Source organism: Paraferrimonas sp. SM1919 (assembly GCF_010993985.1).
GTDB lineage: Bacteria > Pseudomonadota > Gammaproteobacteria > Enterobacterales > Shewanellaceae > SM1919.
On record NZ_WINH01000001.1, the window covers coordinates 183,366 to 196,925 of the forward strand.

A 13,560-nucleotide genomic window follows, 5' to 3' on the forward strand; every position below is an offset into this window, starting at 1 on the left:
CCTCACATTTAGGCAAAAAAAATGACCGCAAATTGCGGTCATTAAGAATACGCTATTTAGCTTTGAAAATTAAGCATAAACAGGGAATTTTGCGCATAATTCTAGCACTTGACTCTTAACACGTTGCTCAACGTTGTCATCACCCATGTTATCTAGAATGTCACAAATCCAACCAGCAAGTAATTTCGCTTCATCCGCTTTAAAGCCACGGCGGGTGATCGCTGGGGAACCAATACGAAGACCAGAGGTAACAAACGGTGAACGTGGATCATTTGGTACTGAGTTTTTATTCACAGTGATATTGGCGCGTCCTAGAGCGGCATCCGCATCTTTACCTGTAATATCTTTAGCAATAAGATCTAACAGGAACAAATGGTTATCTGTGCCACCAGAAACGACATCATAGCCACGCTCAATGAAGGCAGCAGCCATGGCTTGAGCATTCACCACTACTTGTTTTTGGTACTCAGTAAATTCTGGCTGCAATGCTTCTTTGAAGGCAACCGCTTTTGCCGCAATAACGTGGCATAAAGGACCACCTTGGCCACCTGGGAATACCGCTGAATTTAACTTCTTGTAAAGTTCTTCATCGTTTTCACCAGAGATGATCAGACCACCACGAGGACCCGCAAGGGTTTTGTGGGTAGTTGTCGTCACTACGTGTGCGTGTGGCACTGGGTTTGGATAAATACCTGCAGCGACAAGACCGGCAACGTGGGCCATGTCTACCATTAGGTAAGCGCCAACTTTATCGGCAATCTTACGGAATTCTGACCAATCAATGATCCCTGAGTATGCAGAGAAACCGGCAATGATCATTTTTGGCTTGTGCTCAAGAGCTAAGCGCTCAACTTCAGCGTAATCGATTTTACCAGTAGTTTCATCAATGCCGTACTGAACTGCACTAAATTGCTTACCAGAGAAGTTTACGTGTGAACCATGGGTCAAGTGACCACCATGGGCTAAGCTCATACCTAAAACTTTATCATTAGGCTGCAGCAGCGCTAAGAATACTGCAGAGTTAGCTTGTGAACCAGAATGAGGTTGCACGTTTGCGTAATTTGAACCGAATAGTTCATTGGCACGGTCAATGGCCAATTGCTCAGCAACATCGACGTACTCACAACCACCGTAATAACGCTTACCAGGGTAACCTTCTGCGTATTTGTTTGTTAGTTGCGAACCCTGCGCCTCAAGTACACGAGGGCTGGTGTAGTTCTCTGACGCGATAAGCTCAATATGCTCTTCTTGACGACGAGTTTCGTTAACGATCGCCTGATGTAACTCAGGATCGAAATCAGCAATGTTCATGGTTTTGTCTAGCATCAGACCACTCCCCAAATAAAATGATAAAGTAAACTTGTTCTCTTTATGGCGCGATATATTACTCCAAATGATGCGAGCTTTATAGAGAAACAACTACTAAAATTTTCACTTTATACGATTTTTATTCCTCCACTGGTCAACTTATTTATTGATTTAATTTTGACCAATAGGCGATATTTAACGACAAATAGCAGTGACATCGCGTGTCGATGATATAAAATTACCCCATATCAATTATACAAACGGATATTCCAATGGCTCAATTTGTTTACTCCATGCTGCGCGTTAGCAAGGTAGTACCACCATCAAAAACCATTTTAAAAGATATTTCTTTAAGCTTTTTCCCTGGCGCCAAAATTGGTGTTCTCGGCTTAAACGGTGCCGGTAAGTCGACGTTACTGCGCATCATGGCAGGGGTCGATAAAGAGTTCGACGGTGAAGCTAGGCCAATGCCAGACCTAAATATTGGCTATCTAGAACAGGAACCACAACTCGACGAAAACAAAACTGTCCGTGAAGTGGTTGAAGAGGCGCTAGGTGAAGTCAAACAAGCCCTTACTCGACTTGATGAAGTTTATGCTTTGTATGCTGATCCTGATGCAGATTTTGATGCCTTAGCCAAAGAGCAAGGCAAACTTGAAGCCATCATCCAGGCTGCAGATGGTCACAATATTGAGGCCAAATTAGACCGCGCAGCGGATGCCCTGCGTCTACCTGAGTGGGACGCTAAGATTGGCGTTTTATCAGGTGGTGAACGCCGCCGAGTGGCACTTTGCCGATTACTGCTGTCAAACCCTGACATGCTATTGTTAGACGAACCAACCAACCACTTAGATGCAGAATCGGTTGCTTGGCTTGAGCGCTTCTTAGTCGATTACCCTGGCACAGTCGTGGCCATTACCCACGACCGTTACTTTTTAGATAATGCTGCTGGTTGGATTCTAGAACTTGACCGTGGTGAGGGTATTCCTTGGGAAGGTAATTACTCATCTTGGCTTGAACAAAAAGACGCTCGACTCGCCCAAGAAGCATCGGCAGAGAAAGCACGCCAACGCTCTATCGAGAAAGAGTTAGAATGGGTCCGTACCAACCCTAAAGGGCGTCAGGCTAAATCGAAAGCTCGTATGGCGCGTTTTGAGGAACTGAACAACCAAGACCGCCAAAAGCGTAACGAAACCAACGAACTGTTTATTCCACCTGGCCCACGCCTTGGGGATAAAGTCATTGAAGTCAGCAACCTGTCTAAGTCATTTGGTGATCGTCAGCTTATTGATAACCTAAGCTTTAGCATGCCTAAAGGGGCGATTGTCGGCATCGTTGGCGCCAATGGTGCTGGTAAGTCGACACTATTTAAGATGTTACAAGGCACTGAGCAAGCCGATGCCGGCATTATCGACATTGGTGATACAGTTAAACTGGGGTCCGTGGAGCAGTTCCGTGACTCGATGAACGATAGCAACACCGTCTGGCAAGAAATTTCAGAAGGTCAAGATATCATCCGCATTAATAATATCGAAATCCCTTCTCGTGCCTATGTCGGTCGCTTTAACTTCCGCGGTTCCGATCAACAAAAGCGCATTGGTGAATTATCTGGCGGTGAGCGCAACCGTGTTCATCTCGCTAAACTGCTAAAAGCGGGCGCCAATGTATTACTTCTCGATGAGCCCACCAACGATCTTGATGTGGAAACCTTACGTGCGCTTGAAGAAGCCCTTTTAGAGTTCCCAGGTTGTGCCATGGTTATCTCTCACGACCGTTGGTTCCTTGACCGAATTGCTACTCACATTCTCGATTACCGTGATGAGGGCAAAGTGAACTTCTATGAAGGTAACTACAGTGAATACACTAAATGGCTTAAAGAGACTCAAGGTAAGGACGCCATTGAGCCGCACCGCTTGAAGTACAAGCGCATGAGTAAATAAGTCATTATTTTTTCAAACAAAAAAGGAACCATCTTGGTTCCTTTTTTATTGGCCTTAGTTCAACTATAACTAATACAAGGAATTCAATAGAGAAATAACTTTGATTATACGGCTTTTGAGCATAACCGTTGTCTTTTTATGCCTAAGTACTACGGCTCAGGAGAATGCACAGGCATCTAAACAGGCCACCACCCAAGGGTTAATTGATTCATTACTCAATGAGTTAGGATTAGATGATCCCCAATTCGACCCAAATAAAGGTCTAGACTTTAGTATTTTACCAGGCCCCTTCTATACTCCTGAGACCTCCTTGGGGGTTGGTATTTCGGCTGTTGGTATGTATGCAGTCGACAAACAGGACCTGACTATTCAGCCATCTTCATTAGTCATTACTGGATTAGCCTCGGTCAACGGTGCTTTTGGTTTATACCTCAATAACTCAACCTATTTTAGGCAAGACAAACATCGAATTTATGCCTACTTAGCACTTTCTGCTCGCAATGAGACCTACTATGGCACAGGTTATGCAGAAACGGTCAAGCAAGGCATTGGCATTGATTACCATCATAATAAAGTCCACTTTTCACCGAGTTATTTGTACTCTATTTTTGATAACTTCTATATAGGTCCTGGATACCATTTTAGTTATTCCGATGTTGGTAAACCCCAAATATTGCCAAATGGGATTTATAATGATGAAGTTCTTAATTATCCAGACAGCGGACGTAGCTCTGGCTTTAAGATCAGAGTTTTATATGACTCAAGAGACTTAGAAATCAACGCCTCCAAAGGGGCCTTAGTGGAATTACAGACCGTAGTATTTAACAAAAATTTCGGCAGCGAATTCCAATATAGCAAAACCACCTTTAAATATAATGGCTATTTGCAACTTACCCACCCTAATCAGCATCTTGCTTGGCAATTTGTCTACAATAAAGCCACTGGTGATGTCCCATGGACTGAACTGCCTATGCTGGGAGGAAATTCGGGCCTAAGGGGTTATTATCAACAGCGCTATCGGGGTGATGAAGTGGCGCTAAGCCAGTTGGAATATCGACGTAAACTTTCATGGCGTCACGGCCTGGTTGCATGGGTGGGTCTTGGTATGATTCGAAATCGTAATGAGAGCTATGACTTTAGCAAAACACTACCTAACATTGGGGTGGGTTATCGCTTTGAAGTCAAACCAAGAGTAAATGTTCGCTTTGACTTAGGTATCGGTCAAAATGAAATGGGGTTCTATATGGATATGGGCGAAGCCTTTTAAACGCTCACATCATGATAAATGGCATCAACTTTAGCTCCGTGCAACCCAATCCAACATTTCAAAAGGCTTTGTTTAAATTCAACCAAAGCCAATAACCTTTGCAGTTTCCCCTGTGGTTAATTGGCTCTTAAGATAGCAATGAGTGTTCACCCAAGTGATCTTGCTGGTGGTAATTTGCTCGCTTTGTAAGCGGGATATAATGTCGCAATAAAGCTCATTAGTAACGCCACCACGACGATAACCACGACATCATTCCACAGCATAAGCGATGGTAAATGGTCTACAAAATAAACATCACTGTCGAGTAATTTAGAGTCTGTCCATGTTTCAATGGTTGCAATGATTGAACTTAAATTTACTGCACATATGACACCGATGAAAGCACCAATGATAGTGCCCAAAACCCCATTGATACTGCCTTGCACCATGAACACTTGCAAAATACTTTTAGAAGTCATCCCCATAGTTTGCAAAATGGCAATTTCTCGATGTTTTTCTTGTACAGCCATCACTAGGGTCGAAACAATATTAAAACAAGCCACTGCGATAACCAGAAACAATACCAAATACATGATAGTCCTGACTAATTGGATATCATTGTAAAGGTGGCCATGGGTTCGGCTCCAATCAGAAATATACAAATATTCACTTAAACTAAAGGCAAATTCACGCACGAGATAAGGCGCCTGAAATAAGTCATTAGTCGTCAGTTTAATAGAGGTAGTATCCCAACTTGTTGCCATTAACTTGGCAATGTCTAGGCGGTGGGCATAGGCACGATTAGAGTCCAATTCACCACCACTTTTAAAGCTACCTAGATAGGTAAACTGTTTACGATTTAGCCCCCTTGAACCATTGGCAGGTAAATACAAAGACAACGACTGACCAGGCATTAATGCTAACTTAGTTGCGATACTCTGGCCTAAAACAATACCTGCTTGCTCCTGAAGGTGAGAGTCTCGCAACTGCAGCCAGACATCTGCTGCCATCTTTGAGGCAAGATTGCTGACTTCATTTTCCAACTCTGGTGTCACTCCTTTTACTTCTATGCCACTGAAGCCATCTTTAGTGCGGATAAGCGCATTAAGATTATATTCTGGAGTTGCCAGCCTAAAGGCATCAATACTATTGGCTTTATCAACTATGTTTTGAGGATGCATAATCCCCCCTTCAACAGCGGTCAACTCACCATGGGCCACCATTGAAAGTAAGTTTTGCCTGAGCTCTCTTTCAAAACCATTCATTGCAGATAACACGACAATCAATACCGCGACCCCCATGGCTATCCCCACCATAGAAGCGATAGAAATAAAGCTGATATAGCGATTCGATGCCCTAGCCTTAAAAAAGCGCCAACCAACTCTTAAAGCTAATGGGTTAAACATCCACCGACTCCTTCAACTCACCCCCAGACATATTCAATCTTCTATCAAATTGATTGGCCAGGTTCATATCATGAGTAACCACAATAAAGCTGGTGCCCTGTGCTTTTGCTAATTGCTTTAATAGTTGGTAAACCTTCAAACCTGATTCAGCATCTAGGTTACCAGTAGGCTCATCTGCCAGCACTAACTTCGGGTTATTAATCAATGCTCTTGCAATCGCTACTCGCTGGCGCTCGCCTCCCGATAGCTGGCTTGGGTAGTGACTTAACCTATGCCCTAAGCCTACTTGCTCAAGTAAATTTCGAGCTTTGACTAAAGCTTGTTTTTTATTCTCTCCAGCAATCCAAGCCGGCATAGCCACATTTTCTTCAGCGCTAAATTCAGGTAACAGGTGATGAAATTGATAAATGAAGCCCATTTGGCTATTTCTTAATAACGCCTGCTCAGCTTCAGATAACGTTAATAAATCCTGGCCTAAAAAAGCAACGTCACCGCTAGTGGGTTTGTCTAAGGTACCAAGAATATGCAGCAAGGTACTTTTGCCTGACCCTGAACTGCCTACAATCGCTAATGATTCACCATGACGTAGAGTAAAATTAACCTGATGTAATACCTGCGTTTGGTGCTCACCCTCTTGGTAAGTCTTGCTTATATTGGATGCGATTAATAATGGTTTATTCATTTCTTAGGGCCTCAGCTGGAGCAATCGAAGCAGCTTTTAATGCGGGGTATAACGTCGCTAATAAGGTGATAACTAGCGTTCCTAGGACAATACTTAAGATTTGATTGAATTCAACAATGACAGGTAACTTAACCCCTGTTCCTAACAGATTGACACCTAAACTTGCCAAAATTTTATCTAATTGTAATGCCAGTGGCAGCCCAATCAGAACGCCAACAAACAAACCGATCAAAGCATTGAGCATGCCTTGAATAACAAAGATACTACTGATATCAGCTTTGGTCAGGCCTTGCGTCTTTAATATGGCTACGTCGGCTCGTTTATCGATAACCATCATGACTAAAGCGGAAATAATATTAAAAGCGGCAACAATAACGATTAATGACAACATTAAAGACATCATTTTCTTTTCCATTTCAACCGCAGCAAACAATTGGCCATAATCTTTACGCCAATCACTGTATGTTACCGGTAAGTCGACAGTATTCTTCAGAAGCTCAATGACTTGTTGTGAATCAAAAGGATCGTCAAGGTATAAGCGTGCCGAAATAAACTCTGTACTGCTTTGTCTGGTTAATTTAGCTATATCCTGATAATGGCCAATCACCAAGGATGCATCCACTTCTGAGCCCATTTCAAAAATGCCTTTAACGGTAAAGTTACGTTGGCTAGGCACCATCCCCATTGGCGTATGACTTACCCCTTTAGCGGCCATTAAGCGAACCTTATCCCCCACTGACAAGGATAATTTTTGTGCTAATTGTGCACCAATTAGCACCCCATATTGTCCTGCAACTAAAGATTCAAAACTACCGACAAAAAGCGCATCATCAATCATCGATAAAGGCGCTTCATTTTCAGGTATGACGCCTTGTAAGCGGGCAATTGAAAGTTGATTCGGTGCCTGCATCATCACTTGGGTTTGCACTAAAGGGCTTACCCCAAGAACTTGCTTAGGATGAGTAAACTCATTTAGAGGCACATCTTCGATTAGGGAGGTTTGATCTGAATGAATGATCACCTGGGGCACTACGGTTAAAATTCTTTGCTTAAGTTGATCCTCTAAGCCATTCATAACCGAGCCTACTAAAATCAGCGCCGCCACACCCAAAACAATGCCGGTGACTGAAAAAAAAGTAATAAAAGAGGTGAATCCTTGGTTTTTACGGCTGCGCCAATAGCGCCAGCCTATAGATGCCGTGAGGGCGAACTTCATAATTAATAATTATCGATTAGCAGTTTGAAAATACATAAGCCTAACACTCTATTCATGCTACCAGCTTTACTGAATATAAACACAACAAGTTAGACAAACCTAAGCCCTTTATTATCTTGATAGTTCAATTATTTAGTTGGGCTGATATACTTAGTCTATCCAATAGATAGATATAAGGGAAGCACTCTTGTTAACCAGCAATGACAGTTACTTTAGTGTCTCACATCATTATAAACTTTACCTTACGCCATATTCAGGTCCGGTTTCCGTCGATGCTCTGTATCAACAGTTACCAAAAGGCATGCAAATCAGCAATGAGTTAATCAGTCTTCAACATCAAACTGAACAGGCACTCAATAAAATTGAGCAAGGTAAAGCTTTTTATGACTTTGCACAGCTCCTCAATCACAAACTTGATTTGGTACTACAGCTTCTGGTTGAACAAGAATTTAAAAAGCAAACACCTGTAACTGGTAGCGCCTTTGGCGGCTCTTATTTACATTTTGCAAGTGATGCTATGGTTCTAGGGCAAAATTACCTAGGAATCATCGTCATGGACGATCATCAAATCATTATTCCTACTTTGCTCAAAATCACTGAACAACAAGATACCTTGAACCAAGCTGAAATTATCGCTATCACTGAAACCAATCAAGATAGATTAGTTCAAGTAAGCCTTCAGCAACAACAACTTAATATCAGAGCACGCAAGTCACAAGAGTCGTAACTATGAACCTGCAATCCCCTTTTCAACCTCAAGCCGTGAAATCAAATACAGACAAGCGACGCTGGCAAGCAAAAGCGGGGGTTGCTCGAAGCATAACCTTGCATCAGTTAGCGGCAAATTTTAATGGCTTAACCTTGGTTCTCACCCATGACGCTGCCAGTGCGGTCGCACTTGAAACAGAGCTTAGCTATCTTGCAAACGATATTGAAGTAAGTTTATTCCCTGATAGAGAAACTTTACCCTATGATAGTTTCTCGCCCCATCAGGAAATTATTAGCCATCGCTTACAAACCTTAGCCAAATTACCCAATTTAAAAAAGGGTATTGTTATTGTTCCAATCACTACCGCTATGGTCCGCCTACCACCTAGAAACTTCATCGGCAGTAATGTTATTAACCTTAAAGTTGGTGATACTCTCGATTTTGCTAATCTACGACAGCAACTGGTTGACAGTGGCTATCGACAGGTCGAAGCTGTCTATGAGCATGGTGAATTTGCTGTTCGTGGCTCTATCATTGATCTATACCCGATGGGAAATGAAATGCCTTATCGCATCGAGTTATTCGATGATGAAGTGGAATCGATAAGAAGTTTTGATTTAGATTCCCAGCGATCCTTAGAAAAAATAGCTGCAATTAATATGCTCCCAGCTAATGAAATCGCTACTGATCAAGCAGGTATCGACAAGTTTAGACACAATTATCGACAACACTTTAGTCATGTCAGTAATGAAAAAGGGTCGGTATATCAGCAGGTTTCAAATCATATTTTTCCAACAGGAATAGAATCGTACTTACCCTTATTCTTTGATGAAACGGTCAGTATCTTCGATTATTTAAGTCAAAATACCCAGCTACTGACCATCGGAGATATCGAATATGCCTGTCGCCACCACCTTGAAGATATTCAAGCAAGACACCAACAATTAGCAATTGACCCCCTCCGACCTCTATTGCCACCTAATCAGCTTTTTCTTGGTGTTGAAGATATTTTTAGCAAACTTAAACCGTTTCCTAGAACTCAATTTGATGTCTCTGCTGTTGACTGTAGCCTAAACATCAGCCCATTGCCGGATCTGAGTGTAAATCACAAGCTTAATGAGCCATTATCCGCTTTATTGGAGTTTCTCCCCAAAGTTAACCGCATCGTATTTAGTGTCGAATCCCAAGGAAGAAAAGAGGCCCTTTTAAATCTTCTAAAGAAAATCCAGCTAAAGCCAAAAGAGAGTGACCATTTCTTTGATTTTATCAAAACCAAGGTTCAATATGCGGTGATCATCAGCCCGTTAAGTTATGGCTGTTATTTCCCAGACAAAGACCTTGCAATAATCTGTGAAACAGAACTTTTTGGATTAAAAATATCCCAAGAAAGACGTCGCCACAAGCAGAAGCAACTCAGCTCTGAAACTCTGATCCGCAATTTGGCTGAGTTGAAAGTTGGTCAAGCTGTGGTTCACCTAGACCATGGTATTGGTTTATACCAAGGCTTAGAAACCTTAAATATGGGCGGCAATGATGGCGAGTTTTTAAAACTTGAATATAAAGATGGCGACATCATTTATGTTCCAGTTGGTTCACTGCATTTGATTGGACGTTACTCTGGCGCAGATGAAGACCATATTCAACTGAACAAGCTTGGTTCGAAAACTTGGGAAAATGCCCGTAAGAAAGCAGCAGAAAAAGTAAGAGATGTTGCTGCCGAGCTGCTTGATATCTATGCACAACGACAATCGAAAAAAGGTACTGCAATTAAAATTGATGAACTTGAGTATCAAAAATTTGCCGCCTCTTTTCCATTTGAGGAAACGCTCGATCAAGAAACGGCTATTAATGCAGTATTATCCGATATGGCTTTAGCCAGACCTATGGACCGATTAGTTTGTGGCGATGTCGGCTTTGGTAAAACGGAAGTGGCAATGCGGGCAACTTTTGCCGCAGTATCCGCAGGTAAACAAGTCGCTATTTTAGTGCCTACGACGTTACTCGCCCAACAACACTATGATAATTTTGTCGATCGTTTTAGCGACTGGCCGATCAACATTGATGTCATGTCACGATTCAAATCAGTAAAACAGCAGAATCAAGCGATTATAGAACTAGAAAAAGGCAATATCGATATCATCGTTGGTACCCACAAACTTATCCAAGATGGTATTAAGTTTAAAGATTTAGGACTATTGATTGTGGACGAGGAGCATAGATTTGGGGTGCGCCAGAAGGAACAACTGAAGAAGCTCAGAGCCAATGTCGATATTCTTAATATGACTGCAACACCAATTCCTAGAACGTTAAATATGGCCATGTCTGGGATGCGTGATCTGTCAATTATTGCCACCCCTCCGGCCAAGCGCTTAGCGATTAAAACGTTTGTTCGTGAAACAGGTGATGAACTAAAAAAAGAAGCAATACTTAGGGAAATCCTTCGCGGGGGGCAATGTTATTATCTTCATAATGAAGTTAGCACCATTGAAAAGTGCGCAGAAGATCTTAGAGCACTCATCCCTGAAGCCCAGATCACCATTGCCCATGGGCAAATGCGAGAGCGTGAACTCGAACAGGTGATGAGTAATTTTTACCATAAAAGATTTAATGTGCTGGTTTGCTCAACCATTATTGAAACAGGTATTGATGTGCCAACTGCTAACACCATTGTTATTGACCGAGCTGATAAGTTTGGCCTAGCACAATTGCATCAACTGCGTGGTCGAGTCGGTCGTTCCCACCATCAAGCCTATGCTTATTTGCTTACACCACCAGTTAAGCGTTTAACTAAAGATGCCCAGAAACGTCTTGAAGCTATTTCAGAACTGCAAGATTTGGGAGCGGGTTTTATGTTGGCAACGCAAGATCTTGAGATTCGCGGTGCCGGTGAATTGCTTGGTGACGAACAAAGCGGTCATATATCCAAAATAGGTTTTAGCCTATATATGGAAATGCTCGATGATGCCGTTAAAGCACTCAAGAAAGGTGAGCCGCCATCACTTGATAAACTATTGAAACAAAATACAGAAATTGAATTAAGGGTACCAGCATTGATACCTGATGATTATATTCGCGATGTAAACAGTCGCCTTTCATTGTATAAGCGCATTGCCAGTTGCGATACGCCTAAAGCCATTGATGAATTACAAGTAGAAATGATCGATCGCTTTGGACTGCTACCTGCGAGCGCCAAAAACTTATTAACCATTGCCAATGCCAAACTCAGGGCCAAAGCCCTTGGATTGAATAAATTAGAGATTGCCCATAAGGGTGGTCAAGTTGAATTCGCTAAAGATAATAAAGTTGATCCAATTTTCTTGATTGGTTTATTACAATCTCAACCTAATGTCTTTAAAATGGATGGACCATCGAAGCTACGCTTTGCTATGCCAGCCGAAGAAGCAACTGAACGATTAGAATTACTAGAAAACATACTAAATCAATTTGAAGCCAATATCCTCAAGGAAGCCAGTTAGTGAAATCCATTTACTTACTTATTTTTATGTTTATTAGCCCTGTAGTGAACGCTGATGAACTCGACATCCGTTGGTTTGATGTCGAACTGTACTTGTTTTATAAAACAGATCCGGAAAAGGTCGAACAATTTAAAGCCTTCCAAGGCAAGCACTACCCCAACAATGGTCTGGATTTAATCAAACCTGAGGTTCAAGTTACCGCGCCAAATCTTACCCTTTCTAAAGGCTGCACCTCTGCCGAGTGGGCTCAAGATCCTGCCAGATGTAATAGCCTTTACCAAGCCAATTTAGCGCCCGCTAGTTGGCCAGCAGAAATAAAAGGTAGCATTACCCCTAAGCAAAACGCCTCTATTTCTGTTAGCAATGACTGGCAAACCTCAACAGATATTAACGAGATGGTGCGCCCGGAAGATAAAGGGAACCAGGCCCAAGCAATGGATGCTTATTTGTTAACTGCCGATTCCTTTGAGTTTGGCCCTCATATTAATAAGATTGAAAACAACTCGGACTTCAATTCCATCATTCACCTGGCTTGGCGTCAACCAATTGGCCCTAAAGATTGGTCAATTCCATTAAAAATATATGGCGGCAAGGACTTTAAAGATGAGTACTCAATAGACGGTAAATCAAAACAGTTGCAAGAGCAGCTGACCATGTTTGATTGGGGGCTTTTAAACCCAAAAAACGATAACTCACCAGTTTGGCAACTCAATGGTGAATTAAATATTTACCTAGATCATTACCTTTATATAGAAACCGATTTGCAACTAAGAAAAGTAGATCAAGTCGTCGAGAAAATAAAAGATGAGCAGGGGCAATGGCAAACGGTGAAACAAGAACCCCACCTATATGCGTTGCCATTAAAGCAGCAACGCAGAGTCCGTTCTGAACAATTGCACTACTTCGATCACCCAGCAATGGGGATGTTAATTCAAATAAGAAAGTTACCTCAACCCCAGCAACAAATCGACAATCAAAACTAATCGAGATAAACAAAGCCCCTATTCAGGGGCTTTGTTACAAATCCAATATTTGACGTTGATTAATGGGATTATAATAATCGTCTTCATGTAAACGGATGAAACTTGAATAGCAGGCCTGCTTTTGTTTGCCAACACGGCTAAAGCCAGCTTCTAAATTAAAACGAATATCAGTAATAGACTTATTACGGTAATCATCTATGAACTCATTCATCTGACTTATTGCGTCAGTCGTTAAAACAAGATAATAATCATAGCTAGCGGGCATCACCGATAACCAGCCGGAATCAGAACCAAGTTTATCGCGCTTGATTAATTTCACCCTAAACACCTGCTCTACAGATGTTCCATTATGCATTGCTTGTAGAGTTAACTTGGTTTTTTCAATGTTTAACTGTGCCGTTTGCTCCAGATTTACTTTAACTTGTACCTGAGCAGGCTGTAATTGATTAAGTTGCTGTTGATTTAAGGTTCGTTCTGGAGTCATCTTATATAAAACGGCAGAACATGCGCTTAATTGCAACCAAAGCAGCAAGAGTAAAAGCTTTTTCACTGTTATTTCCTTATTATTGTAAACACAAAATAGCAGTAATTAAA

The 13,560-nt window shown here is 41.9% G+C and carries 10 protein-coding genes; 5 read left to right on the top strand and 5 right to left on the bottom strand.

The window, feature by feature from the left end; translation table 11 throughout:
• Window positions 1-69: 69 nt before the first annotated feature.
• Window positions 70-1,326, bottom strand: a complete 1,257-nt coding sequence (gene glyA, locus GFB48_RS00785; protein ID WP_163930189.1) for a serine hydroxymethyltransferase — start codon at window positions 1,324-1,326, stop codon at window positions 70-72.
• Window positions 1,327-1,580: 254 nt separating this feature from the next.
• Between glyA and ettA the strand changes: the two genes are divergently transcribed.
• Together ettA and GFB48_RS00795 are read left to right on the top strand one after the other, a co-directional pair.
• The gene (gene ettA, locus GFB48_RS00790; RefSeq protein WP_163930191.1) at window positions 1,581-3,248 is read left to right on the top strand and encodes an energy-dependent translational throttle protein EttA; all 1,668 of its coding nucleotides are present in this window, start codon (window positions 1,581-1,583) and stop codon (window positions 3,246-3,248) included.
• Window positions 3,249-3,348: 100 nt separating this feature from the next.
• On the top strand, window positions 3,349-4,515 hold the full coding sequence (locus GFB48_RS00795; RefSeq protein ID WP_163930193.1) for a BamA/TamA family outer membrane protein: 1,167 nt from the start codon (window positions 3,349-3,351) through the stop codon (window positions 4,513-4,515).
• Window positions 4,516-4,661: 146 nt separating this feature from the next.
• Here GFB48_RS00795 and GFB48_RS00800 read toward each other — a convergent pair whose 3' ends face one another.
• From GFB48_RS00800 to GFB48_RS00810, 3 genes are read right to left on the bottom strand one after another with little or no spacing between them, the layout of a single operon-like run.
• Window positions 4,662-5,900: a lipoprotein-releasing ABC transporter permease subunit gene (locus tag GFB48_RS00800; RefSeq protein WP_163930195.1), complete on the bottom strand. Its 1,239-nt coding sequence runs from the start codon at window positions 5,898-5,900 to the stop codon at window positions 4,662-4,664.
• Window positions 5,893-6,582 (bottom strand): lipoprotein-releasing ABC transporter ATP-binding protein LolD, encoded by a 690-nt coding sequence (gene lolD, locus GFB48_RS00805; RefSeq protein WP_163930197.1) that lies wholly within the window; start codon window positions 6,580-6,582, stop codon window positions 5,893-5,895. The genes GFB48_RS00800 and lolD overlap by 8 nt, the downstream gene beginning before the upstream one ends.
• On the bottom strand, window positions 6,575-7,798 hold the full coding sequence (locus tag GFB48_RS00810) for a lipoprotein-releasing ABC transporter permease subunit (RefSeq protein ID WP_163930199.1): 1,224 nt from the start codon (window positions 7,796-7,798) through the stop codon (window positions 6,575-6,577). The genes lolD and GFB48_RS00810 overlap by 8 nt, the downstream gene beginning before the upstream one ends.
• 187 nt (window positions 7,799-7,985) lie before the next feature.
• Here GFB48_RS00810 and GFB48_RS00815 point away from each other — a divergent pair, with 187 nt between their 5' ends.
• The 3 genes from GFB48_RS00815 to GFB48_RS00825 are packed head-to-tail and all read left to right on the top strand — an operon-like array spanning window position 7,986 to window position 12,966.
• Window positions 7,986-8,525: a hypothetical protein gene (locus tag GFB48_RS00815; protein WP_163930201.1), complete on the top strand. Its 540-nt coding sequence runs from the start codon at window positions 7,986-7,988 to the stop codon at window positions 8,523-8,525.
• Window positions 8,526-8,527: 2 nt separating this feature from the next.
• Entirely contained in the window at window positions 8,528-11,983 is a 3,456-nt protein-coding gene (mfd, locus tag GFB48_RS00820) for a transcription-repair coupling factor (RefSeq protein WP_163930203.1), read from the top strand.
• Window positions 11,983-12,966 carry a CsiV family protein gene (locus GFB48_RS00825; protein ID WP_163930205.1) on the top strand — a complete coding sequence of 328 codons (984 nt, stop codon included), beginning with the start codon at window positions 11,983-11,985 and terminating at the stop codon, window positions 12,964-12,966. Before mfd ends, GFB48_RS00825 begins: the two co-directional genes overlap by 1 nt.
• Window positions 12,967-13,000: 34 nt before the next feature.
• Here GFB48_RS00825 and GFB48_RS00830 read toward each other — a convergent pair whose 3' ends face one another.
• Entirely contained in the window at window positions 13,001-13,516 is a 516-nt protein-coding gene (locus tag GFB48_RS00830) for a hypothetical protein (RefSeq protein WP_163930207.1), read from the bottom strand.
• Window positions 13,517-13,560 lie beyond the last annotated feature (44 nt).